This window comes from Streptococcus mitis (assembly GCF_047464965.1).
In the GTDB taxonomy this organism is placed as follows: domain Bacteria; phylum Bacillota; class Bacilli; order Lactobacillales; family Streptococcaceae; genus Streptococcus; species Streptococcus mitis_DU.
The window spans coordinates 132,199-157,870 of the sequence record NZ_JASHAT010000002.1 but is presented as its reverse complement, the minus strand read 5'-3'; the positions used below and the strand labels follow the sequence as shown (position 1 = coordinate 157,870).

General features: G+C 40.9%; 24 protein-coding genes and 1 pseudogene. All 25 read left to right on the top strand.

The genetic code is table 11. The annotated features are described in order from the left end of the window. The 25 genes and pseudogenes from QM408_RS02260 (at position 1) to QM408_RS02140 (ending at position 25,587) form a co-directional block, all read left to right on the top strand. Positions 1-1,095, top strand: a complete 1,095-nt coding sequence (locus QM408_RS02260) for a cystathionine gamma-synthase (RefSeq protein ID WP_261057251.1) — start codon at positions 1-3, stop codon at positions 1,093-1,095. Positions 1,096-1,102: 7 nt separating this feature from the next. Beyond that, positions 1,103-2,269: a MalY/PatB family protein gene (locus QM408_RS02255; protein ID WP_261057246.1), complete on the top strand. Its 1,167-nt coding sequence runs from the start codon at positions 1,103-1,105 to the stop codon at positions 2,267-2,269. Positions 2,270-2,361: 92 nt separating this feature from the next. Then, the gene (locus tag QM408_RS02250; RefSeq protein WP_414373424.1) at positions 2,362-5,460 is read left to right on the top strand and encodes a pilus expression-regulating Snf2 family helicase; all 3,099 of its coding nucleotides are present in this window, start codon (positions 2,362-2,364) and stop codon (positions 5,458-5,460) included. A 47-nt stretch (positions 5,461-5,507) separates the two neighbouring features. Continuing rightward, positions 5,508-6,125, top strand: coding sequence for a divisome accessory protein ZapJ (locus QM408_RS02245; RefSeq protein ID WP_045612040.1), 618 nt, complete (start codon positions 5,508-5,510; stop codon positions 6,123-6,125). A gap of 10 nt (positions 6,126-6,135) precedes the next feature. Beyond that, positions 6,136-7,470: a UDP-N-acetylmuramate--L-alanine ligase gene (gene murC / locus QM408_RS02240; RefSeq protein ID WP_414373422.1), complete on the top strand. Its 1,335-nt coding sequence runs from the start codon at positions 6,136-6,138 to the stop codon at positions 7,468-7,470. A 9-nt stretch (positions 7,471-7,479) separates the two neighbouring features. Next, entirely contained in the window at positions 7,480-7,932 is a 453-nt protein-coding gene (locus tag QM408_RS02235; RefSeq protein ID WP_414373420.1) for a GNAT family N-acetyltransferase, read from the top strand. Between the two features lie 10 nt (positions 7,933-7,942). After that, a complete protein-coding gene (locus QM408_RS02230) occupies positions 7,943-8,437 on the top strand; it encodes a GNAT family N-acetyltransferase (protein ID WP_414373418.1) in 495 nt (164 codons plus the stop codon). A 79-nt stretch (positions 8,438-8,516) separates the two neighbouring features. Next, on the top strand, positions 8,517-10,211 hold the full coding sequence (mltG, locus tag QM408_RS02225) for an endolytic transglycosylase MltG (RefSeq protein WP_414373416.1): 1,695 nt from the start codon (positions 8,517-8,519) through the stop codon (positions 10,209-10,211). A gap of 60 nt (positions 10,212-10,271) precedes the next feature. Then, complete coding sequence (gene greA, locus QM408_RS02220) at positions 10,272-10,754, top strand: transcription elongation factor GreA (protein ID WP_000818748.1); 483 nt, start codon at positions 10,272-10,274, stop codon at positions 10,752-10,754. A 75-nt stretch (positions 10,755-10,829) separates the two neighbouring features. Then, positions 10,830-12,194, top strand: coding sequence for an amino acid permease (locus tag QM408_RS02215; RefSeq protein ID WP_261220853.1), 1,365 nt, complete (start codon positions 10,830-10,832; stop codon positions 12,192-12,194). A 100-nt stretch (positions 12,195-12,294) separates the two neighbouring features. Then, positions 12,295-12,705: a GNAT family N-acetyltransferase gene (locus QM408_RS02210; RefSeq protein ID WP_000273893.1), complete on the top strand. Its 411-nt coding sequence runs from the start codon at positions 12,295-12,297 to the stop codon at positions 12,703-12,705. A gap of 379 nt (positions 12,706-13,084) precedes the next feature. Then, a complete protein-coding gene (locus QM408_RS02205; RefSeq protein WP_000452051.1) occupies positions 13,085-13,930 on the top strand; it encodes an ABC transporter ATP-binding protein in 846 nt (281 codons plus the stop codon). Between the two features lie 15 nt (positions 13,931-13,945). Next, on the top strand, positions 13,946-14,674 hold the full coding sequence (locus QM408_RS02200; RefSeq protein ID WP_000773485.1) for an ABC transporter permease: 729 nt from the start codon (positions 13,946-13,948) through the stop codon (positions 14,672-14,674). Between the two features lie 379 nt (positions 14,675-15,053). After that, positions 15,054-15,263 carry a helix-turn-helix transcriptional regulator gene (locus QM408_RS02195; protein ID WP_020902217.1) on the top strand — a complete coding sequence of 70 codons (210 nt, stop codon included), beginning with the start codon at positions 15,054-15,056 and terminating at the stop codon, positions 15,261-15,263. Next, positions 15,253-15,741, top strand: coding sequence for a DUF6773 family protein (locus tag QM408_RS02190; RefSeq protein WP_261018066.1), 489 nt, complete (start codon positions 15,253-15,255; stop codon positions 15,739-15,741). The genes QM408_RS02195 and QM408_RS02190 overlap by 11 nt, the downstream gene beginning before the upstream one ends. Before the next feature lie 115 nt (positions 15,742-15,856). Further along, entirely contained in the window at positions 15,857-17,317 is a 1,461-nt protein-coding gene (locus QM408_RS02185; RefSeq protein WP_000283125.1) for a nicotinate phosphoribosyltransferase, read from the top strand. Beyond that, positions 17,314-18,138 (top strand): ammonia-dependent NAD(+) synthetase, encoded by an 825-nt coding sequence (nadE, locus tag QM408_RS02180; protein WP_414373410.1) that lies wholly within the window; start codon positions 17,314-17,316, stop codon positions 18,136-18,138. Before QM408_RS02185 ends, nadE begins: the two co-directional genes overlap by 4 nt. 296 nt (positions 18,139-18,434) lie before the next feature. Continuing rightward, positions 18,435-18,983, top strand: coding sequence for a GNAT family N-acetyltransferase (locus tag QM408_RS02175; protein WP_261150722.1), 549 nt, complete (start codon positions 18,435-18,437; stop codon positions 18,981-18,983). 144 nt (positions 18,984-19,127) lie between these two features. Beyond that, positions 19,128-20,006 carry an Rpn family recombination-promoting nuclease/putative transposase gene (locus QM408_RS02170; protein WP_261150723.1) on the top strand — a complete coding sequence of 293 codons (879 nt, stop codon included), beginning with the start codon at positions 19,128-19,130 and terminating at the stop codon, positions 20,004-20,006. Next, positions 20,007-20,360 (top strand): annotated as a pseudogene (locus QM408_RS02165) (Rpn family recombination-promoting nuclease/putative transposase); the annotation flags it as partial. 321 nt (positions 20,361-20,681) lie between these two features. After that, complete coding sequence (gene ccdA2 / locus QM408_RS02160; RefSeq protein ID WP_261083424.1) at positions 20,682-21,392, top strand: thiol-disulfide oxidoreductase-associated membrane protein CcdA2; 711 nt, start codon at positions 20,682-20,684, stop codon at positions 21,390-21,392. A gap of 13 nt (positions 21,393-21,405) precedes the next feature. Continuing rightward, positions 21,406-21,969 carry a redoxin family protein gene (locus QM408_RS02155; protein WP_261125923.1) on the top strand — a complete coding sequence of 188 codons (564 nt, stop codon included), beginning with the start codon at positions 21,406-21,408 and terminating at the stop codon, positions 21,967-21,969. A gap of 9 nt (positions 21,970-21,978) precedes the next feature. After that, a complete protein-coding gene (gene msrB, locus QM408_RS02150) occupies positions 21,979-23,091 on the top strand; it encodes a peptide-methionine (R)-S-oxide reductase MsrB (protein ID WP_261125925.1) in 1,113 nt (370 codons plus the stop codon). Between the two features lie 70 nt (positions 23,092-23,161). Further along, on the top strand, positions 23,162-23,899 hold the full coding sequence (locus QM408_RS02145) for a response regulator transcription factor (protein ID WP_000222640.1): 738 nt from the start codon (positions 23,162-23,164) through the stop codon (positions 23,897-23,899). Continuing rightward, positions 23,896-25,587 carry a cache domain-containing sensor histidine kinase gene (locus QM408_RS02140; RefSeq protein ID WP_414373406.1) on the top strand — a complete coding sequence of 564 codons (1,692 nt, stop codon included), beginning with the start codon at positions 23,896-23,898 and terminating at the stop codon, positions 25,585-25,587. The genes QM408_RS02145 and QM408_RS02140 overlap by 4 nt, the downstream gene beginning before the upstream one ends. Positions 25,588-25,672 lie beyond the last annotated feature (85 nt).

Here is a 25,672-nt window from a genome sequence, read left to right as displayed (position 1 = left end):
ATGAGCAAGGAATTACACATCAACACAATTTTGGCCCAGGCGGGTATCAAGTCAGACGAAGCGACAGGTGCTTTGGTGACACCGCTTCATTTTTCAACGACCTATCAGCATCCAGAGTTTGGTAAATCTACTGGATTTGACTATACGCGCACTAAAAACCCAACTCGCAGTAAGGCGGAAGAAGTCTTGGCGGCTATTGAGTCAGCAGACTATGCCCTAGCGACTAGCTCAGGTATGTCAGCTATTGTACTGGCCTTTAGCGTCTTTCCAGTAGGAAGTAAGGTCTTAGCTGTCCGTGACCTTTATGGAGGTTCTTTCCGCTGGTTCAACCAAGTGGAGCAGGAAGGCCGTTTCCATTTTAACTATGCCAATACAGAAGAAGAGTTGATTGCCGAGTTAGAAAAGGACGTAGATGTTCTCTATATCGAAACCCCAACCAATCCCTTGATGTTGGAGTTTGATATCGAAAAACTAGCAAAATTAGCTCATGCTAAGGGTGCCAAAGTGGTGGTGGACAATACTTTCTACAGCCCTATCTACCAACGTCCGATTGAAGATGGAGCAGATATCGTTCTTCATTCAGCAACCAAGTATCTAGCAGGGCACAATGATGTCTTGGCTGGAGTGGTTGTGACCAATAGTTTAGAACTATACGAGAAACTCTTTTACAATCTCAATACGACAGGGGCAGTCTTGTCTCCATTTGACAGTTATCAATTGATTCGTGGTCTCAAGACCTTGTCTCTTCGTATGGAGCGCTCAACAGCCAACGCCCAAGAAGTGGTTGCCTTTTTGAAGGATTCTCCAGCAGTTAAGGAAGTTCTCTACACTGGTCGTGGGGGCATGATTTCCTTTAAAGTAGCCGATGAAACACGCATTCCTCATATTTTGAACAGTCTTAAGGTCTTCTCTTTTGCGGAAAGTTTGGGTGGGGTAGAAAGTCTGATTACTTATCCAACGACGCAAACTCACGCTGATATTCCAGCAGAAGTGCGCCATTCTTATGGTTTGACAGATGACCTCTTGCGCTTGTCGATTGGGATTGAGGATGCTAGAGATTTGATTGCAGATTTGCGCCAAGCCTTGGAAGGATAAGACAAAGATGGGAAAATATGATTTTACAAGCCTGCCCAATCGTTTAGGGCACCATACCTATAAATGGAAAGAAGCAGAAACGGATAGTGAAGTCCTACCAGCTTGGATAGCGGATATGGACTTTGTAGTCTTGCCTGAAATCCGCCAAGCTGTGCAAACTTACGCTGATCAACTGGTTTATGGCTATACCTATGCCAGTGAAGAGTTAATTAAGGAAGTTCAAAAGTGGGAAGCCACACAACACGGTTACCACTTTGACAAAGAGGCTCTTGTCTTTATCGAGGGTGTGGTACCAGCCATCTCAACAGCTATTCAATCCTTTACAAAAGAAGGCGAAGCGGTTTTGATTAACACACCTGTCTATCCCCCCTTTGCACGCAGTGTTAAGTTGAACAACCGCAGATTGATTACTAATTCTTTGGTGGAAAAGGATGGTCTGTTTGAGATTGACTTTGATCAACTGGAGAAGGATTTGGTGGAAGAAGAGGTCAAACTCTATATTCTTTGCAACCCACACAATCCTGGTGGACGTGTTTGGGAAAAGGAAGTGTTGGAAAAGATTGGCCAACTCTGTCAAAAACATGGTGTTTTGTTGGTTTCAGATGAGATTCACCAAGATTTGGCCCTCTTTGGTCACAAGCATCATTCCTTCAATACCATCAACCCTGACTTTAAAGAATTTGCTATCGTCTTGAGCAGTGCCACTAAAACCTTTAACATCGCTGGGACAAAAAATTCCTATGCAGTCATTGAAAATCCTAAGTTGAGAGCGGCTTACCAGAAACGTCAGTTGGCTAATAATCAGCATGAAATCTCAGGTTTGGGTTATTTGGCGACAGAAGCTGCCTATCGCTATGGGAAGGATTGGCTAGAGGAACTCAAGCAAGTCTTTGAAGACCATATCAATTATGTGGTGGATCTATTTGGTAAAGAGACTAAAATCAAGGTCATGAAACCGCAGGGAACCTACTTGATTTGGCTTGATTTTTCAGCTTATGACCTGACTGATGAAAGATTGCAAGAGCTTTTGAGGAATGAAGCCAAGGTTATCCTCAACCGTGGTTTGGATTTTGGGGAGGAAGGAAGTCTCCATACCCGCCTCAATGTAGCCATGCCTAAATCTCTGTTGCAAGAAGTTTGTCAGCGAATTGTGACGACTTTTGCTAAACTTTAAAAATCCAGCCTTCTAGGAGAAAAGTATCCTTAGAAGGCTATTTTCATAGGCGAAAATATGGTATAATAAAAAGATAAGGTAAAGGTAAAAATATGGCTAAATTGATTCCGGGGAAAGTCCGTATCGAAGGCGTTGCCCTTTATGAAACTGGTAAGGTTGACATTATCAAGGAAAAGAACAATCGGCTCTACGCTCGCATTGCAGAAGAAGAACTGCGCTATAGTTTAGAGGATGATTTGGTTTTTTGTGCCTGCGATTTTTTCCAAAAGAGGGGCTACTGTGTGCATTTGGCAGCGTTGGAGCATTTTCTAAAAAATGATGAGCGTGGTCAGGAAATCTTGCAGAGTCTGGAAGAAGGTCATGAAGAAAAAGAGGCCGTTGAAACCAAGGTGACCTTAGGTGGAAAATTTTTGGACCGAATCTTGTCTCCAAAATCAGACCGAGCCTATGAGTTGTCGGCTGTGGGTCAGGTGGAAGCAGGAAGCAATCATATCTTGTGGACGCTTAGAATCGGGCAAATCAATAGCCAAAAATACTACGTTATTCGGGATATTCCGCTCTTTTTAAAAGTCGTCGAGAAGAGAAAACCTTATATGATTGGTAAAACTTATGAGGAGTCTCTGTCTTGGGAAGCCTTTGATGAGGCCAGCCAAGAACTTCTGACTTTCTTGCGCGGACTAGTAGAGGAAGGACTTATTCCAGAGCTTTTTTTCCAAAACCAAGGTCGGCACCTCTTTTTTCCTCTGACCTTTTTTGAGCAGGGTGTGAATTTGCTGATGACCTTGCCCCATTTTCAATTTGACCATCAAGTGGATAGCTACCAAACCCTGCTCTTTCAGGATTTGCATGCGAATGCTAATCTATTTACCTTTACAGTAACGGAATACTCTGACTATTTTGAAATGGAAATCAGTGAGAGTCCAAGAGTCAATGCCTTTTACCAGGGAGCTGTGCTGTTCCATAAAGGACAGGTTTATTTTCTAACAGACCAGCAGATGCGCCTTCTCAAGGAAATCAAAGTGCTGCATTTGGATCAACATGGAAAGAAATACCTGCAATTTGATAGCAGTGATAGAGATAAATTGGCTTTTTGTTTAACTCTTTTTAGCCAGATGGGTACCGTTTCAGCTTCAGAACGTCTACAAATCAAAACTTTTGAACCCTCTTTTTATTTTGATAGGGAAGAGGATAATCGGATTCGTTTAGAAATTCAGTTTGATTATGGAGATAAGCAGGTATCTAGCCGACAAGAGCTAGAAGAATTACCATTTTCGAGTGATGCTGAATTAGAAGAAAGAGTTTTCCAAGTCGGTTTGGCAGCTGGATTTGAAGCAGACTTTCAATCTTGGCGTCAGGCCTTAAAAGCAGAGTCTGTCTATCATTTCTTCCATGAAATCATTCCAGTCTTTGAAAAGCTCGGAAATGTTGACCTATCAGACAAGCTAGAAGAACTCTATAACCTAGCAAGCCCTCAAGTGCAAATTGCTTCCAAGGGAGGTCTCTTGGAAATCCAGTTTGATTTTCAAGATATTGCCCAGGAGGAAATTGACCAAGCCATGCAGGCCTTGGTTGATAATCGAGATTTTTACATTGGTGCGTCCAATCAAGTCTACTTTTTCGATGAAGAAACCAAGAAAATTCGCCAAAATCTACAGGAACTAGGACAATTTGAATTAAAAGATGGCTCCTTACAGGCTCGGAAATCCTTGGCCTACAGTTTAGCTCATCTCTTTGAAGGACGTGACCGTGTTTCTTTTTCACAAGAATTTCAGAATCTGGCTCAGGATTTGACGCATCCAGAGGACTTCCCTAGACAAGCAACTCAGGTTCAGGCTGATTTGCGAGATTATCAGGAAAAGGGAATCGGTTGGCTGCAGATGCTCCATTATTATGGTTTTGGTGGGATTTTGGCTGATGATATGGGACTTGGTAAAACACTTCAGACCATTGCATTTTTGACCAGTCAAGTGACAAAAGAAAGTCGGGTTTTGATTTTAGCTCCGTCAGGTTTGATTTACAACTGGGCGGATGAATTTCAGAAATTTGCCCCACAGTTGGATGTGGCTGTTGTTCATGGTTTGAAAGCTAGTCGTGAAGAGATTCTTGCTGAGAGCCATCAAATCTATGTGACGAGTTATGCTACCTTTCGTCAGGACAGTGATCTTTATCAGCGGATGGCCTTTGACTTCCTTTTCTTAGATGAGGCTCAGGTCATGAAAAATGCCCAGACTAAGATCGCCCAGACCTTGAGACAATTTGTGGTGCCGTCGGTCTTTGCCTTGTCAGGGACTCCGATTGAAAACCATCTGGGTGAGCTGTGGTCTATTTTCCAAATCGTCATGCCAGGACTTTTGCCAAGCAAGAAAGAATTTATGAAATTACCAGCTGAGCGCGTTGCTCAGTTTATCAAACCTTTCGTGATGCGGCGCAAGAAAGAAGAAGTTCTGACTGAATTGCCAGACTTGATTGAAGTGGTTTATAAAAATGAACTGGAAGACCAGCAAAAGGCTATCTACCTAGCCCAGTTGCAACAGATGCGGGACCGTCTAGCTCAAGTGTCAGATCAGGAATTCCAGCGAAGTCGGGTGGAAATCTTGTCTGGTCTGATGCGCTTGCGTCAAATTTGTGATACTCCTGCCCTCTTTATGGAGGATTATCAGGGTGCCAGTGGCAAACTGGATAGTCTCCGAGACCTGCTGGTACAGGTGGCAGACGGCGGACACCGTGTCTTGATTTTCTCGCAGTTCAAGGGAATGTTGGAGAAAATTGAACAAGAACTGCCAGACTTGGGCATGACATCCTTTAAAATTACGGGTTCAACCCCAGCCAAGGAAAGACAAGACATGACCAAGGCCTTTAACCAAGGAGAAAGAGATGCCTTTCTGATTTCTCTTAAGGCTGGTGGTGTCGGTCTGAACTTGACAGGTGCTGATACAGTGATTTTGGTTGACCTTTGGTGGAATCCTGCGGTGGAAGCGCAAGCCATTGGCCGTGCCCATCGGATGGGGCAGGAAGAAACGGTTGAGGTCTATCGCTTGGTGACCAGGGGAACCATTGAAGAAAAAATTCAAGAACTCCAAGAACAGAAGAAACATCTGGTGTCACAAGTATTGGACGGCACAGAGTCACGTGGCAGTCTGACCCTAGCAGAAATTAGAGAAATTTTGGGAATTTCTGAAGCCAGCACTTGAAAAATCAAGACAATACGCTATAATGAAGTGTTGAAAGGAAATAGAAAATGAGAGAAGAACGATTTCCATTGGTGTCAGATGACGAGGTCATGCTGACTGAGATGCCGGTTATGGACCTCTATGATGAGTCTGACTTTATCAGTAATATCAAGGGAGAATACCGTGATAAGAATTATCTGGAGTGGGCCCCTATTACTGAAGAAAAACCAGCAAAACCGATTGAAAAACCAGTAGAGAAACCTAAGAAATCTGGTTTAGGAGTTAAAAAAGAAGGAAAGAGCTATGCGGAGGTGGCGCGTGAAGAAGCGCGTGCGGATTTGAAAAAGAAACGCTCAGCAAGTTATCTGACTAAGGATATTACTCCTACAAGACGCCATTCTCATCCAAGTCTAGTTAGGCAGGGCAATCAACCTACCGCGCCTTTCCAAAAGGAAAATCCTGGTGAATTTGTCAAATATAGTCAAAAATTGACCCAGTCTCATTACATCTTGGCGGAAGAAGTGAGCAATATTTCGACTCAATCTGAGCCAAAAGAAACTTCAGGTCCAAAGAAAAATAATTATGATTTTCTGAAGAAGAGCCAAATCTACAATAAAAAGAATCAACAAAAAGAACAAGAACGTCAGGTGGCCCAAGAGTTGAATCTGACAAGAATTACTGAATAGGGGAGAAAACATGTCAAAGACATATCATTTTATCGGAATTAAGGGATCAGGGATGAGTGCCTTGGCTTTGATGTTGCACCAAATGGGGCACAAGGTTCAGGGATCAGATGTTGAAAAATACTACTTTACTCAACGTGGTCTTGAGCAGGCAGGAATTACCATTCTTCCTTTTGATGAAAAGAATCTAGACGGTGATATGGAAATTATCGCTGGAAATGCCTTTCGTCCAGATAACAACGTCGAAATTGCCTATGCGGACCAAAATGGCATTAGTTACAAACGCTACCATGAGTTCCTAGGTAGCTTTATGCGTGACTTTGTTAGCATGGGAGTTGCTGGAGCGCATGGAAAAACTTCAACAACAGGTATGTTGTCGCACGTCTTGTCTCACATCACAGATACTAGCTTCTTGATTGGAGACGGGACAGGTCGTGGTTCAGCCAATGCCAAATATTTTGTTTTTGAATCTGACGAATATGAGCGTCACTTCATGCCTTACCACCCAGAGTACTCTATTATCACCAACATTGACTTTGACCATCCAGACTATTTTACAAGTCTAGAGGATGTTTTCAATGCCTTTAACGACTATGCTAAACAAATTACCAAAGGTTTGTTTATCTACGGTGAGGATACTGAATTGCGTAAGATTACGTCTGATGCACCAATTTATTATTATGGTTTTGAAGCAGAAGGCAATGATTTTGTAGCTAGCGATCTTCTTCGTTCAACAACTGGTTCAACCTTCACCGTTCATTTCCGTGGACAAGACTTGGGGCAATTCCACATTCCAACCTTTGGTCGTCACAATATCATGAATGCGACAGCCGTTATTGGTCTTCTTTACACAGCAGGATTTGATTTGAACTTGGTACGTGAACACCTGAAAACATTTGCCGGTGTTAAGCGTCGTTTCACTGAGAAAATTGTCAATGATACGGTGATTATCGATGACTTTGCCCACCATCCAACAGAAATTATTGCGACCTTGGATGCAGCTCGTCAGAAATATCCAAGCAAGGAAATTGTTGCAGTCTTCCAACCGCATACTTTTACAAGAACCATTGCCTTGTTGGACGAATTTGCCCATGCTTTGAACCAAGCGGATGCAGTTTACCTAGCGCAAATTTATGGATCTGCTCGTGAAGTAGACCATGGTGATGTTAAGGTAGAAGACCTAGCCAAAAAAATCAACAAAAAACATCAAGTGATCACTGTTGAAAATGTTTCTCCACTTCTTGACCATGACAATGCTGTCTATGTCTTTATGGGAGCAGGAGATATCCAGACCTATGAATACTCATTTGAACGTCTCTTGTCTAATTTGACAAGTAATGTTCAATAGGATTTTCCCATGGAAATTCCAATTAAGATCATTCAGGCAAGTAAGTCTGATTTGGCTGAGATAGAGGAACTTCAGGCTTCATCTTTTCCAGCTGAAAAGCAGCAACCTTCCCATATTTTAGAAGAAAGTATCCGTAAGTATGCGGATACCTTTCTTCTAGCTAGGGATGAAAATCAGCTTCTAGGCTATGTTCTAGGTGGTCCTTACCCACACAATCCGAAATGTCTAGAAATACATTCTTTAGTCATCGAGGCTGACCATCAGAGACAGGGCTTGGGAACGCTTCTTCTTGCGGCTTTGAAAGATGTGGCAGTTGAGCTGGATTACAAAGCTATTCGTTTGAAGAGTCCGGATGAGTTGCTTTCCTATTTTGAAATGAACGGTTTTATCGATGAAGAAGAGACAGATTCGCTTTATGCAGCTAGCCAGGGTGTTAGTATGATTTGGTTTAATCTCTTTTAGAGGAGGCACAATGAAAATTAGACCAGCAAGATTAGAAGATTTGGATCGTATCGTTGAGATTGAACTAGAAAATTTCTCGATTGAAGAAGCCATTCCTCGCTCTGTTTTTGAGGCGCATTTGCGAGAAATTCAGACCTCGTTTCTGGTTGCAGAAAAAGAAGGTAGAATTATGGGGTATATAGAAGGGCCAGTTGGCCCCCACCGCCATCTACAGGACCAGTCTTTTACAGAAAAGATAGCAGATTATAGTCATGAGCCTGGTGGCTATATCTCTGTGACCTGTCTTTCTATTGCCAAGGAGGCACAGGGAATAGGACTAGGTCAGAAATTGCTAACAGCTTTGAAAGAACTAGCTCTTGAACACGAAAGAGAAGGCATTAACCTAACCTGTCATGACTATCTCATTACTTACTACGAAAAACATGGATTTGTCAATGAAGGCCAGTCCCAGTCAACCTTTGCAGGAGAAACCTGGTATGATATGGTCTGGGAAGCTAAAAAATAAGCTAGAAGAGCATGCTAGGTTGCTTTTCTTTCGTTTTTAAGATATAATATTATGGATTGTCAACGAGGAGGATAAACTTTTGAGTGAAAAGCCAAGAGAAGACGAAAAATTAAGCTTTAAAGAGCAGATTTTACGCGATTTAGAAAAAGTAAAACGTAATGAAGGGACTCGCCAAGAGGCCACTGAACTTGCAGAGAAAAAAGAAGCTCTATTTGTCCCTGAAACAAAACTCGCAGATGAAGATGTTATGGTTGCATCCCTATCAGCTGTTGAAAAAATTATGGAGAATGCGCCACGTGTTCCAAAACATCCTAGTGAGGATATGCCTGCATCACCGGCAGATGAATCAAGAGTAGAAGCTCCGATTACTCCTCGTCACCCTAGTCAAGATGTTCCAGCTTCACCAGTTGAAGCAAGTCCATCAAGACCGGTTCCAAGGCCAGAGACTAATCGTCCACAAAAGGTCGAAGAAGATTTCAACGTAACTCCAACAAGAGTAGCTGTTTCTTATAAGACTGAAGCTAAAAAAGAGCCTCAGAAAGAAGTAACAAAACCAGAACCAGTTATGGAAACGGAAGCTGTTGAAGTCATTTCTGAAACTCCGAGTCGTAGTCGTCGTGAGACTGTTAAACCTGTCAAGAAGAAAAAATCACATTTGAAGGCTTTCTTCATTTCTCTACTGATTTTCCTTGCCTTGATTTCGGCAGGTGGTTACTTCGGTTACCAGTATGTCCAGTCATCTTTATTACCAGTTGATGCTAATTCTAAGAAGTATGTAACCGTTCAAATCCCAGAAGGAGCCAATGTCCAAGAGATTGGCTCAGCACTTGAACATTCTGGTGTGATTAAACACGGAGTGATTTTTGCTTTTTATGCTAAATATAAAAATTATTCAGATTTGAAGGCTGGATATTACAATTTGCAAAAGAGCATGAGTACAGAGGATATCATTAAGGAACTCCAAAAAGGTGGTACTCCTGAACCTCAAGAACCTTCACTTGCAGATTTGACTATTCCAGAAGGATATACGATTGATCAAATTGCCCAAGCTGTAGGCCAATTACAAGGTGAATTTAAAGAGCCTTTGACAGCGGAAGCCTTCTTGGCTAAAGTGCAAGATGACAACTTTATCAGTCAAGAAGTTGCTAAATATCCAAATCTACTCGAAAGCTTGCCAACGAAAGAAAGTGGAGCTCGTTACCGTTTGGAAGGTTATCTTTTCCCAGCGACCTACTCTATCAAGGAAAGCACAACTATTGAAAGTTTGATTGATGAGATGCTGGCAGCTATGGATAAGACCTTGACTCCGCACTATAGTGCAATCAAGTCTAAAAACTTGACAGTCAATGAATTGCTAACAATTGCGTCACTTGTTGAAAAAGAAGGTGCTAAGACTGAAGATCGTAAGTTGATTGCAGGTGTCTTCTACAACCGCTTGAATCTTGGAATGCCACTTCAAAGCAATATTGCAATCTTGTATGCCCAAGGGAAACTTGGCCAAAATATCAGCCTAGCAGACGATGCTGGAATTGATACATCGATTAATTCACCATACAATGTTTATACAAAACCTGGTTTGATGCCTGGTCCAGTAGATAGTCCAAGTCAGGACGCGATCGAAGCAAGTATCAACCAAACAAAGAGTGAGAACCTATACTTTGTAGCCAATGTTACAGATGGTAAAGTCTATTACGCAGTGACACAGGAAGAGCATGATCGTAATGTAGCTGAACACGTCAATAGCAAGCTTACTCAAAATAGTAGTTCAAACTAAGACTACAAAAATGAGAATCTCAGATAGAGATTCAATACTATCTAAAGAAAGTTGAGAAAAATGGCAGAAAAAACATATCCTATGACCCTTGCGGAAAAGGAAAAACTTGAAAAAGAATTAGAAGAATTGAAATTGGTCCGCCGACCAGAAGTGGTAGAACGCATAAAGATTGCTCGTTCATATGGTGACCTTTCAGAAAACAGTGAATACGAAGCAGCTAAGGATGAACAAGCTTTTGTCGAAGGACAAATCTCTAGCTTGGAAACAAAAATCCGTTATGCTGAAATCGTCAATAGCGACTCAGTTGCCGATGATGAAGTGGCGATTGGAAAAACAGTCACTATCCAAGAAATTGGTGAGGACGAAGAAGAAGTTTATATTATCGTAGGTTCAGCGGGTGCAGATGCCTTTGCGGGTAAAGTTTCAAATGAAAGCCCAATTGGACAAGCCTTGATTGGCAAGAAAACAGGTGATACAGCAACCATTGAAACACCTGTTGGTAGCTATGATGTGAAAATCTTAAAGGTTGAAAAAACAGCCTAAAAGCAGAAAAAAGGAGTGGGGAGGCTGTGCGCTTCACTCACTCCTTTTTCCATTTTAAATTGAATTGGAGACGTTATGAGTTCAAAGAAGAAAAAAAATAAGATGGAGCGTGGTCTGACCAATCGTCACGTGCAGGTTATGGCCATTGCGGGAACAATCGGAACAGGACTCTTTTTGGGAGCGGGGCGCTCTATCAGCCTAACAGGTCCTTCCATTGTACTGATTTATATGATTACAGGGGCCTTCATGTTCCTCATGATGCGTGCGGTTGGAGAAATGCTCTACCAAGACCCTGAGCAACATACCTTTATCAACTTTATCACGCGCCATTTGGGTAAGGGCTGGGGTTATTTCTCAGTTTGGTCTTACTGGCTATCCGTTGTCTTTATCGGTATGGCAGAAATCACAGCTATCTCTCACTATGTTCAGTTCTGGTTCCCTAACTGGCCAAGTTGGATGATTGAGATTGGATTTTTGACCATTCTAGCCTTGGTCAATCTGATTGCGGTGAAACTTTTTGGGGAAGTTGAGTTTTGGTTTGCGATGGTCAAGATTGTGGCTATTTTAGCTATGATTGCAACAGGAGTCTTTATGGTCTTGACAGGCTTTAAGACACCCCATGGTGTAGCAAGTTTGGCTAATATTGCCGACAATTTCTCCCTCTTCCCTAATGGTGGAGTGAACTTTGTCATGGCCTTCCAGATGGTTTTCTTTGCCTACCTCATGATTGAGTTTATCGGGGTAACGACTTCAGAAACCAAAAATCCACGCCAGGTCTTGCCAAAAGCGGTTAAGGAAATTCCTTTGCGTATCGCCTTTTTCTATGGAGGTGCCCTCTTAGCCATCATGGCTATCATTCCGTGGCGTGAACTTGCATCGGCTGATTCTCCCTTTGTTACAGTGTTTGAATTGGCAGGAGTCAAGTGGGCGGCAGCCTTGATTAACTTCGTCGTTTTGACATCAGCGGCATCTGCTCTTAACTCAACTCTCTATTCAACAGGTCGTCATTTGTATCAGATTGCCCATGATTCGCCAAATCGTTTCCTAAAAGCAATTAAAGCAGATACTCTTTCTCGCCACAATGTGCCACAAAATGCCATAATCGCTTCAGCAATCTTGATTGCCCTAGCAGCCTTTATCAACATCTTGCCAGGTGTTTCGGATGCCTTTGCCTTGATTACGGCATCATCATCAGGTGTCTATATCGCCATTTATATCTTGATTATGGTGGCTCACCTTAAATACCGCAAGTCGCCAGACTTTATGGAGGATGGCTATCTCATGCCTCATTATCGTTTCCTAAATCCCTTAACCATGCTCTTCTTTGCCTTTGTCTTTGTAACCCTCTTTTTACAAGAGTCTACATTTGTAGGAGCAATTGGATCAGCTATCTGGATTATCGGTTTCGGGATTTATAGCCAGTGGAAATTTAGAAAATAAATTAAGGACTCATCAACTCAGGTTGGTGGGTTTTTGCTAGTTTGACAGTCTTTGGAAATAAGACTATAATCAAGCTGTAACAGTATTTAAGGAGATTTAGATGTACTTTAGATTGGAAAACAAGGAATCCCATAAATCACAAGAAATAGGGAATCTGATTCGTGCTTATAACCGTTCAAAAAGAGAAGAGGCTGAAAGTGAGCCACTTAATCTTTATGTCGAAGATGAAAAGGGCAATCTCCTGGCAGGTTTGATAGCAGAGACTTTTGGAAATTGGCTAGAAATCGAGTATTTATTTGTGAAAGAGGAACTGAGAGGACAAGGAATCGGGTCAAAACTATTGCAGCAAGCAGAAACTGAAGCTAAGAATCGAAACTGTCGTTTTGCTTTTGTCAATACTTACCAGTTTCAAGCTCCAGATTTTTATAAAATGCATGGCTACAAGGAAGTCTTTAGGTTACAAGACTATCCCTACATTGGGCAAAGATATTATTACCAAAAAGATTTGTAAGGAGAATATGAAATCATAAAGCAAAGAGGGGGCTTGACATAAGTATGGAGGAGATTCTCGATAAATATCAGTTAAATCCTACAAATTGTGTCTTTTTAGGTGATAGTGAGGACAATACAATCGCAGCTGAGAATTGTGAATCAAGGTCTATAAGGTTAAGAAAAGAAGTGATGTTGTCGATATTTTGAAATCCTATATTTAAACTTAACACTCTCTATTTTTATGGTAGAGAGTTTTTTGTTAATAAAATTTTACAAAATGACATTTATATATTGCATTAAGTTAGATATATGATATAATGTTGTTAAAAAGAGGCGCAACTTTTTAAAATTAATGAGAATCAAAGAGAAAACCAAGAATATTAATGGAGGAATAAAAAATGGAAGTTATAAATGTAAGTAAGCATTATGGTCATTCAATCATTCTCAAAGATATAAATTTTGCACTTAACAAGGGTGAAATTGTTGGTCTAGTAGGGAGAAACGGAGTTGGCAAGAGTACATTGATGAAAATTCTTGTTCAGAATAATCAACCGACTTCAGGGAATATTATAAGTAGTGATAATGTTGGGTATTTAATCGAAGAACCAAAATTATTTTTATCTAAAACGGGTTTAGAGAATTTAAAATATTTGTCAAATTTATATGGTGTTGACTACAATCAAGAAAGATTTGGAAGTTTGATCCAAGAGTTAGATTTGACTCAGTCTATTAATAAAAAAGTAAAGACCTATTCTTTGGGTACAAAACAAAAATTAGCTTTGCTTCTAACTCTCGTTACGGAACCTCATATATTAATTTTAGATGAACCGACTAATGGTTTAGATATTGAATCATCACAAATAGTTTTAGCGGTTCTAAAAAATTTAGCTTTACATGAAAATGTGGGAATTTTAATATCGAGTCATAAATTAGAAGATATTGAAGAAATTTGTGAGAGGGTTCTTTTCTTGGAGAACGGGCTTTTGACATTTCAAAAAGTAGGAAAAGATAGTCATAATTGCTTGTTTGAGATAGCTTTTTCATCAGCTACAGATAGAGACATTTTCATTACCAAACAAGAATTTGGGGATATTGTTCAGGAACAGGGACTGAGAATTACTATGTCTGGGAATATTCAAAGTAGTGAGCTTTTTAAATTTTTTAACGAAAACTCTATTAAAGTAGTTGATTTTGAAACTAAAAAAGAGACGCTTAAAGATATTTATCTAAATCGTTCAAAATAAAGGAAGGATATAATCATGAAATTAAATAAATTGAATTTTCTTAAGGAAAATATAAGGGATTTATATTCATCAGGCGTAATATATCTTGGTTTGATTATCTCGTTTATACCGCCGATATTGGTTACATTCTTTATTCTAAAGACTCAAGGGACATCGCTTGGTATTAAGCATATTTCAAACTTTTATGCTATGCTCGGTATGTTAATGGCTGTTATACATGCTAACCGAGTCATTAGTAGAGATTTTTCCCACAATACGGTAAGTTTGTTTTATAATCAACAGAAGAATCGGATGATTTACGTCTTGTCTAATTTTCTATATGCCATCTCAGTTTCCATTATTTATGCTTTGAATGGCATTGTGCTACTAGTCATCGTAAGTAAATTGGGTGTTCCAGGTGATTTAGGATTAGATTTTATAGTAGCCATTGTAGTCAATACAATTTTGTTAGTCCTATTTTATTTTCTATTATCTTACATTTTCTATTTATACAAATTTAAAAGTGGCTTGGTATTTGGTATTTTAGTAGCTTTACTACTCTTTATCCCTAATATATTAAATACGATTATGATGAATACTAGTAATGATTTGTTTATCAAAGCAATTGAACTTCTTCCTTTTTATTCTTTACCTGTATTTGTGGATTCAAATACGATGTCTATTAGTCAGTATCTTGTGGTAATCACTACAATCATTTTATTGTACTTTTTCACTCTCAATAAAAGCAAGAAGTATTCATTTTAGTTTCATTTAGTATTATTTTGCATACCTAAAATACAGTAAAAAATCAGTCATCTTAGTATGCTCCTGCTCTTGTTGTGTACACGTTTTTGTCTTATGCTAGACTCATTTCCAAAAGCATTATATAATAGTGATATGAAATCAACTAAACAAGAAATACAAGCAATCAAAACTCGTTTAAAAGACCCTACTAAAGCTAATACTAAAACAAAAATCAAATAGCAAACTAGGAAGTTTATTTCAAACAATCCAACATACTGATTTTAGGCTGAAGATAATATTGGAGTGCTAATTAATGAGGTTATAATAAATAGCTGACAGCTTGTGTTGGTTTTGGATTTTTTAAGAGTAGATGAGTATTAAAACTATAAGGAGGACGCAGGTGGCTAAAAATTTAAAATTAAAATTAGCTCGGGTAGAGCTTGATTTAACTCAGGGTCAACTAGCAGATGCTGTCGGGGTGACGCGCCAGACTATTGGTTTGATAGAGGCGGGAAAATACAATCCCAGTCTCTCGCTCTGCCAGTCCATTTGCAGATGTTTAGGGAAAACCCTAGACCAATTATTTTGGGAGGAAGAAGATGGTAAATAAATTTATTCATTATCAATTACTTGACGAAAGAGAAGAACAACTAATTAATAAAGCTGGGGCAGAGTCTTTTTCACTCTTTATTGGGCTTGTACTTCTAAGCTATTTGGTGGCAGTGTTGGCTCCATCTCTTTTTAATCCGAATTTTCTAGTTTATACTCTGATAGTAGGAATTTTCTTCTTTTTTAATCGTGCCCGTTATCTGGGAGTGACCTACTATAGTCGTTTTCATTTTACGATTTTGGGTTGTTTTTTCCTAACCTTGGCTATTACGGCTCTTTTGATGTTACAGAATTATCAATTCAACATAGAAATTTATCAGCACAATCCTTTGAACGGTAAATACCTATCTGCTTGGGTCATTACTTATGTTATTTACCTTCCCTGGGTCTTTATTGGCAATCTTGGTCTGAAGAGCTATGGTAAATGGGCTCAGAAAAAATTTGAGCAAGACATGGATGAACTGGAGAGTGGAGAATAGCTTGTTACTCTTTTCTCAATCCAGCTAAAATGTGTTATAATAGTACTAATTTATTGGAACACATGAAAGTTCTTGAAAATTTTCATTGGTTTCTAGTTAAGGAAGTAGGAAAAGTATGTATCCAGATGATAGTTTGACATTGCACACGGACTTGTACCAGATTAACATGATGCAGGTTTACTTTGACCAAGGGATTCACAATAAAAAGGCGGTCTTTGAGGTTTATTTCCGCCAACAGCCTTTTAAAAATGGCTATGCAGTTTTTGCAGGTTTGGAAAGAATTGTGAATTATCTTGAAGACTTGCGTTTTTCAGATAGCGATATTGCCTATTTGGAGTCGCTGGGCTATCATGGGTCATTCTTGGACTATCTCCGCAATTTCAAGTTGGAGTTGACCGTTCGTTCTGCCCAAGAAGGGGACTTGGTTTTTGCTAATGAACCGATTGTGCAGGTGGAAGGCCCTCTAGCTCAATGTCAATTGGTCGAAACGGCTCTTTTGAACATCGTCAACTACCAGACCTTGGTGGCGACTAAGGCAGCTCGTATTCGTTCAGTCATTGAAGATGAACCCTTGATGGAGTTTGGGACACGTCGGGCTCAAGAAATGGATGCAGCTATCTGGGGAACACGCGCAGCGGTGATTGGTGGTGCCAATGGAACCAGCAACGTGCGTGCTGGTAAACTCTTTGACATTCCTGTCTTGGGAACCCATGCCCATGCCTTGGTACAGGTTTATGGCAATGACTATGAAGCTTTCAAGGCTTATGCTGCGACCCACAAAAATTGTGTCTTTCTTGTGGATACCTATGACACCCTTCGCATTGGGGTACCAGCTGCCATTCAGGTGGCGCGTGAGCTGGGTGACCAGATTAACTTTATGGGTGTGCGGATTGACTCTGGGGATATTGCCTACATTTCCAAGAAAGTTCGTCAGCAATTGGACGAGGCTGGATTTACAGAGGCTAAGATTTATGCTTCAAATGATTTGGACGAAAATACCATCCTCAACCTCAAGATGCAAAAGGCCAAGATTGATGTCTGGGGCGTGGGAACTAAGCTGATTACAGCCTATGACCAGCCAGCTCTTGGGGCAGTTTATAAGATTGTTGCAATCGAAGATGAAAATGGCCAGATGCGCAATACCATCAAGCTGTCAAATAATGCTGAAAAAGTGTCTACACCAGGTAAGAAGCAGGTGTGGCGCATTACCAGTCGTGAAAAAGGCAAGTCAGAAGGAGACTATATCACTTTTGATGGCGTAGATGTTGCCAGCATGACAGAAATCAAGATGTTCCATCCGACCTATACTTACATCAAGAAGACGGTTCGTAATTTTGACGCTGTTCCTCTCTTAGTGGATATCTTCAAAGACGGAAAATTGATTTACAATCTACCTAGCTTGACTGAGATTCAGGATTATGCTCGTAAGGAATTTGACAAGCTTTGGGATGAATACAAGCGCGTGCTCAATCCTCAGCATTATCCAGTGGATTTGGCGCGTGATGTATGGCAAGACAAGATGGACTTGATTGACAAAATGCGTAAGGAAGCCCTCAGTGAAGGAGAAGAAGAATGAGTTTGCAAGAAACGATTATCCAAGAGCTGGGTGTCAAACCAGTGATTGATGCCCAGGAAGAAATTCGTCGTTCCATTGATTTCTTAAAAAGATACTTGAAAAAACACCCCTTCCTAAAGACCTTTGTATTAGGGATTTCTGGGGGACAAGACTCAACATTAGCAGGACGATTGGCTCAACTGGCCATGGAAGAACTGCGAGCAGAGACAGGGGATGATAGCTACAAATTTATCGCTGTCCGCCTGCCTTATGGAGTACAAGCCGATGAAGCAGATGCTCAAAAAGCCCTAGCCTTCATCCAGCCAGATGTCAGCTTGGTTGTGAATATCAAGGAGTCTGCAGATGCTATGACAGCTGCAGTTGAAGCGACAGGTAGTCCTGTTTCAGACTTCAACAAGGGCAATATCAAGGCTCGTTGCCGTATGATTGCTCAGTATGCCCTTGCTGGTTCCCATAGCGGAGCAGTCATTGGAACAGACCATGCTGCGGAAAATATCACAGGCTTTTTTACCAAGTTTGGTGACGGGGGTGCGGATATTCTCCCTCTTTACCGCCTCAATAAGCGTCAAGGAAAACAACTATTGAAGGAACTTGGTGCAGACCCAGCCCTTTATGAAAAAATCCCAACGGCAGACCTAGAAGAAGACAAACCAGGTCTAGCTGACGAAGTAGCCCTCGGAGTCACCTATGCAGAGATTGACGACTACCTAGAAGGCAAAACAATCAGCCCAGAAGCTCAAGCGACCATTGAAAACTGGTGGCACAAAGGCCAACACAAACGCCACCTACCCATCACCGTCTTTGATGACTTTTGGGAGTGAAAACCTCCAGTGGAGGTTTTCAGCCCGAGTCTAGAAAGGGGAAAACGAGGTAGATTCGATAACTCGAAGAGTTCGATTTCGTTGTCTCACCCCCGCAACGATGACTAGGTTTGAAAAGCTTGGTAAAGCGCATTTCAAACCAGACAGCGACTGCGTCAAGGGATTAGAAAAAACACTTGTTTCCTAGCTGTTACTGAGTTTAGTCTTTTTACCCCGAGCATGGAAACAGGTAAGCGAAGAAGGTCCAGTGGACCTTTTTAGCTTATTGTCTTAAGCTTAGAAAGCGAGGTAGCGTCATGAAATCAATCGGTACGCAAATGTTACAGACAGATCGTTTAATCTTGCGAAGATTTGTGGAGAGTGATGAGGAAGCCATGTTTCAAAATTGGGCTTCATCTGTTGAGAATCTGACCTATGTCACTTGGGATCCCCATCCTGATGTCGAGGTGACTCGGAACTCGATTCGTAATTGGATTTCCTCCTATTCTAATCCCAATTATTACAAATGGGCCATTTGTCTCAAAGAAGACCCAGAACAAGTGATTGGAGATATCAGTATCGTTAAGATAGATGAGGATGATTCAAGTTGTGAAATTGGCTATATTTTAGGAAAAAACTATTGGGGTCGTGGTATGATGACGGAGGCCTTGAAAGCTGTCTTAGACTTCTGTTTTACTCAAGCAGGTTTTCAAAATGTCAGAGCACGATATGCCAGTCTCAATCCAGCTTCAGGTCGTGTCATGGAAAAAGCTGGAATGTCCTATCTAAAAACTGTTGCAAATGGGGTGGAGAGAAAAGGCTATCTTGCGGATCTTATTTATTATCAGATAAGTAAGGAGGACTGATAAGCTTAAAATTTATTGCTTATCCGCTGTCCTCATTTTTTATTTACTGTTTCATTTATCCTCTCTTTTTCGAATAAATAGATAGAACCATCGAATCTAGTAAAACTAGATTTAAAATTGTGGTATAATAAGAGGAGGAAATGGATGATTTTAAGACATCCGGGCATCAGCCCGACCAACGATTTGGTTGCTAAGAAAATCTTTAGCAATCCAGAAATCACTTGTCAATTTATTCGCGATATGTTAGACTTGCCAGCCAAAAATGTAACTATTTTGGAAGGAAGTAACATTCACGTCTTACCCACTACACCGTACTCGGCTCAGGATTTCTATACCAGTATAGACGTTTTAGCTGAACTAGATAATGGAACTCAAGTAATCATTGAGATTCAGGTGCATCATCAGAATTTTTTCATTAATCGTTTATGGGCTTATCTGTGTAGTCAGGTCAATCAAAATCTAGAAAAAATTCGCCAGCAAGAGGGCAATACTCATCAGAGTTACAAACACATCGCACCAGTATACGCCATTGCAATTGTGGATAGTAATTATTTCCAAGATGATTTGGCTTTTCATAGCTTTAGCATGAGAGAGGATACGACAGGTGAGGTTTTAACAATTACAAATAATGGTCAGGAAAACCATCTAGTCAAGATGGCATTCTTGGAACTAAAAAAATACAAAGAAACCAGCAAAGACAAGGTTCGTAAACCGTGGTTGGAGTTTTTTGGGAACAAACCCTTTACCCAGCGCCCCGAGCGAGCCATCAGCCAAGCAGACCAACTGCTAGACTATAAAAGCTGGTCCGAGGAGGACAGGAAAATGTTTAGTCAACTACGTATGCGTGAAGAACAAGCCTTGTTAGCACAGGACTATGCTTTGGAAACTGCTAGGGAGGAAGGGAAATTTTTTGCCTTCCTAGATATGGTCCACCAAGGTCTTCTGACTTCTGAGGTTGCCAGCCAGCAGTTAGGTATAACTGTCGCTGAGTTTGAAGAACTATTGAAAGAGCATCACAAATAAGAACTAAGAAAATACAGAAAAACCAGCAAGGATAAGGTTCGCAAGCCATGGTTGGAGTTTTTCGGTAATAAACCCTTTACCCAACAACCCGAGCGAGCTATCAGCCAGGCAGACCAACTGCTAGACTACAAGAGCTGGTCCGAGGAGGACAGGAAAATGTTTAGTGAACAACGCAGACGCGAAGAACAAGCATTATTGGCTCATGATTATGCCTTGGAAACTGCTAGGGTGGAAGGGATTGAAGAGGGATTAAAAGTAGGTTTAGTAAATCTAGTACGTCAAGGTCTTCTAACACCTGAGGTTGCAAGTCAGCAGCTGGGAATGAGCGTCTTTGAATTTGAGACACTGTTATAAAACCATCATGATAATGCATTTTTGGAACTAAAAAAATACAGAGAAACCAGCAAAGACGAGGTTCGCAAACCGTAATTGGAATTTTTTGTAAATCAGTAAGTCAATGACAGATTTTTTCCGTGATAAAGGGAAGAATCTGTTTTTTTTATTTACTAGATGTTCGCTCTAAAACCTAAGATAGCTTACCCTTTTACTCATGCTTTTTTGCTTTCTTTGAAGTATAACCTGATTAAATTCCTATTTTTCCCTATCATTGTCCCTGTTTTTTCTGGAGTTTTGGGGCTATAATAGTCCTATCAAATCAAAGAATGGAGGAAGGCAATGGATAATATTATCTTTTTTATCAGTGTTTTTCTTGCTGGAATTCTCTCCTTCTTTTCTCCTTGTATCTTACCCTTGTTACCGGTTTATGCAGGGGTCTTGTTGGATGATAAAGATGGTGCCCAGGCTTCTAGTGGCAAATTTTCAATCTCACTTGTTAGTTTATTGCGAACTCTAGCTTTTATAATAGGGATTTCCTTTGTTTTTATCTTACTAGGCTATGGAGCTGGTTTTTTAGGAGACCTTTTGTATACCTCTTGGTTTCAGTATGTGATGGGTGCGGTTATCATTCTATTGGGATTGCACCAGATGGAAGTCTTACATTTGAAGGGACTCTACAAGGAAAGAAGGCTACAATTAAAGGGACAAGGGCAAAAGGGTAACGGCTATAGTCAGGCATTTTTACTGGGGTTAACCTTTAGTTTTGCTTGGACGCCATGTGTGGGGCCAGTTCTGGGGTCTGTTTTGGCCTTAGCGGCTTCAGGTGGCTCAGATGCTTGGCAGGGAGCTGGTCTCATGTTGGTTTACACGCTAGGTTTGGCGCTACCATTTTTGGTTTTAGCTCTCGCCTCCAGCTATGTTTTGAAACATTTCCGAAAACTGCATCCTTACCTCAGAATCCTCAAAAAAGTGGGTGGTTTACTCATTATCGTGATGGGAATCTTGGTGCTTTTGGGGAATGCTTCCATTTTGACTACATTATTTGAATAGAGAGGAAAAAGAAATGAAAAAATGGCAAACATGTCTCCTTGGAGTAGGCTCAATCTGTTGTTTAGCAGCCTGTTCGACTAAAAATATGTCAGACGAATCTACTATGAAGGAGCAAACAAAAACAGAACAAGTTAGTGCGCAAACTGCGACTAAAGGTCAGGCGGTTGCTGATTTCGAACTGACGGGAGTAGATGGCAAGACATACCGCTTGTCTGATTACAAGGGCAAGAAAGTCTATCTCAAATTCTGGGCTTCTTGGTGTTCCATCTGTCTAGCCAGTCTTCCAGATACCGATGAAATCGCTAAAGAAGCTGGAGATGACTATGTGGTCTTGACAGTGGTCTCTCCTGGACACAAAGGTGAACAAGCAGAAGCAGACTTTAAGAACTGGTACAAGGGCTTGGATTATAAAAATTTCCCAGTTCTAATTGACCCATCAGGAAAACTTTTGGAAAGTTATGGCGTTCGTTCTTACCCAACTCAAGCCTTTATAGACAAGGAAGGCAAGCTGGTCAAAACGCAACCAGGTTTTATGGATAAGGATATGATTTTAAAAACATTGAAAGAAATGGGGTAGAGAAAGGCCATGAATGATAAAGTAAAATTGTTTGTTTTGGCAGGAATCTTTTTCCTAGCCATAACCGGTTTCTATTTTCTATTGATGCGAAATGCAGGGCAGACAGATAGCTCGCAAATTGAGAAGGCATCAGTTAGCCAAGGAGGAAAAACAGTGAAAAAAACAGAAATTAGTAAAGATGCAGACTTGCACGAAATTTATCTAGCTGGGGGATGTTTCTGGGGAGTTGAGGAATACTTCTCACGCGTTCCCGGTGTGACAGATGCCGTATCAGGTTATGCAAATGGTAGAGGGGAAACAACTAAGTACGAATTGATCAACCAAACAGGGCATGCAGAAACTGTCCATGTCACCTATGATGCTAATCAAATTTCCCTCAAGGAAATTCTGCTTCATTATTTCCGCATTATTAATCCAACTAGCAAAAATAAACAAGGAAATGATGTGGGAACCCAGTACCGTACTGGTGTTTATTACACAGATGACAAGGATTTAGAGGTGATTAACCAAGTCTTTGATGAGGTGGCTAAGAAATACGACCAACCTCTAGCAGTTGAAAAGGAAACCTTGAAGAATTTTGTCGTGGCAGAGGATTACCACCAAGATTATCTAAAGAAAAATCCAAATGGCTACTGCCATATCAATGTCAATCAGGCAGCCTATCCCGTCATTGATGCTAGCAAATATCCCAAACCAAGTGATGAGGAATTGAAAAAGACCTTGTCACCTGAGGAGTATGCAGTTACCCAGAAAAATCAAACAGAACGGGCTTTCTCAAATCGATACTGGGATAAATTTGAATCTGGTATCTATGTGGACGTGGCAACTGGTGAACCCCTCTTTTCATCAAAGGACAAGTTTGAGTCTGGTTGTGGCTGGCCTAGTTTTACCCAACCCATCAGTCCAGATGTTGCGACTTATAAGGAAGATAAGTCCTACAATATGACACGCATGGAAGTGCGGAGCCGAGTTGGAGATTCTCACCTTGGTCATGTCTTTACGGATGGACCACAGGACAAGGGGGGCTTGCGCTACTGTATTAATAGTCTCTCTATCCGCTTTATTCCCAAAGACCAAATGGAAGAAAAAGGCTATGCTTATTTACTAGATTATGTCGATTAAGAGGGCTTTCCTAAGCAGTTAGAGGAGAATTTTGCTATACTGATACTAGTAAGTGACAAAGGAGAGAAGCATGACCTATACAATCTTAATCGTAGAAGATGAATATCTGGTAAGACAAGGATTGACCAAGCTGGTCAATGTAGCAGTCTACGATATGGAAATCATCGGTCAAGCTGAAAATGGAAGGCAGGCTTGGGAATTGATACAAAAGCAGGTGCCAGATATTATTTTAACCGATATCAACATGCCTCAGCTAAATGGCATCCAGTTGGCCAGTCTGGTCCGAGAAACCTATCCTCAGGTGCATTTGGTCTTTTTAACAGGCTACGATGATTTTGATTATGCCTTGTCTGCTGTCAAACTAGGTGTGGATGATTACCTACTCAAGCCCTTTTCTCGTCAGGATATCGAGGAAATGCTGGGGAAAATCAAGCAAAAGTTGGATAAGGAAGAGAAAGAAGAGCAGTTACAAGATTTATTGACTGATAAGTTTGAGGGAAATATGGCCCAGAAAATCCAGTCCCATCTGGCTGATAGCCAATTTAGTTTGAAGAGTTTGGCCAGTGACTTGGGTTTTAGCCCGACTTATCTGAGTTCTTTGATTAAGAAAGAGTTAGGCCTGCCTTTTCAGGATTATCTGGTGAGAGAACGTGTCAAACAAGCCAAGCTTTTGCTTTTAACTACCGATCTGAAGATTTACGAGATCGCAGAGAAGGTTGGCTTTGAAGATATGAACTATTTTACCCAACGTTTTAAACAGATTGCAGGTGTGACACCTCGCCAGTTTAAGAAGGGGGAAGATCGATGAAACGTTCTTCTCTCCTAGTCAGAATGGTTATTTCCATCTTTCTGGTCTTTCTCATTCTCCTAGCTCTGGTTGGGACTTTCTACTATCAATCTAGTTCTTCAGCCATTGAGGCTACTATTGAGGGCAATAGCCAAACGACTATCAGTCAGACTAGCCACTTTATCCAGTCTTATATCAAAAAATTAGAAACCACCTCGACCAGTTTGACCCAGCAGGCAGATGTCCTAACCTATGCTGAGAATCCCAGTCAAGAAAAGGTCAAGGGAATTCGAGATTTGTTTTTGACCATTTTAAAGTCAGACCAGGACTTGAAAGCTGTTGTGCTGGTAACCAAATCTGGTCAGGTCATTTCTACGGATGATAGTGTGCAGATGAAAACTTCCTCAGATATGATGACTGAGGATTGGTACCAAAAGGCTATTCATCAGGGAGCTAAACCAGTTTTAACTCCAGCTCGTAAATCAGATAGCCAGTGGGTCATTTCTGTCACTCAAGAACTTCTTGATGCAAAGGGAGCCAATCTAGGTGTACTTCGTTTGGATATTTCCTATGAAACTCTGGAAGCCTATCTCAACCAACTCCAGTTGGGTCAGCAGGGCTTTGCTTTTATCATCAATGAAAACCATGAATTTGTTTATCATCCTCAACATACAGTTTATAGTTCGTCTAGCGAAATGGAGGCCATGAAACCCTATATTAAGACAGGGCAGGGTTACACTCCAGACCACCAATCCTATGTCAGTCAAGAAAAGATTGCTGGAACTGATTGGACGGTGCTTGGCGTGTCTTCGTTGGAGAAGTTAGACCAGGTTCGGAGTCAACTCATGTGGACCTTGCTTGGAGCCAGTTTCACATCTCTTCTTGCTTGTCTCTGCTTGGTGTGGTTTAGTCTTAAACGCTGGATTGCCCCTTTGAAGGATTTGAGAGAAACTATGCTGGAAATTGCTTCTGGTAATCAGAATCTTCGTGCCAAAGAAGCGGGTGCTTATGAATTGAGAGAGGTGACTCGCCAGTTCAATGCCATGTTGGATCAGGTTGATCAGCTGATGGTAGATATTCGCAGGCAGGAAGAAACGACCCGTCAGTACCAACTTCAAGCTCTATCAAGCCAGATTAACCCCCATTTCCTCTATAACACCTTGGACACCATCATCTGGATGGCTGAATTTCAAGATAGTCAGAGAGTGGTGCAAGTGACCAAGTCCTTGGCGACTTATTTCCGCTTGGCGCTCAATCAAGGCAAGGATTTGATTTCTCTTTCTGATGAAATCAATCATGTCCGCCAGTACCTCTTTATCCAAAAGCAACGCTATGGGGATAAGTTGAACTATGAGATTAATGAAGATTCTACTTTTGATAAGCTAGTCTTGCCCAAGTTGGTGTTACAACCCTTGGTAGAAAATGCTCTTTACCATGGCATCAAGGAGAAGGAAGGTCAAGGACATATTAGAGTTTCTGTTCAGAAACAGGATTCAGGAATGGTCATCCGTATTGAGGATGATGGAGTTGGTTTCCAAGATGCTAGCGATAGTAGTCAAAGTCAACTCAAACGTGGGGGAGTTGGTCTTCAAAATGTTGATCAACGGCTCAAACTTCATTTTGGAGAACATTACCAAATGAAGATTGATTCTATTCCCTCAAAAGGGACGACAGTTAAAATATACATAAATAGAATAGAAACTAGCTAACTCCCAGTTCATTCTGGGAGTTTTATGCGTAATTAGGCAAGCTTTCTAGGTTGTCTATCTTGCTAAAACGTAGAAAAAACGATAT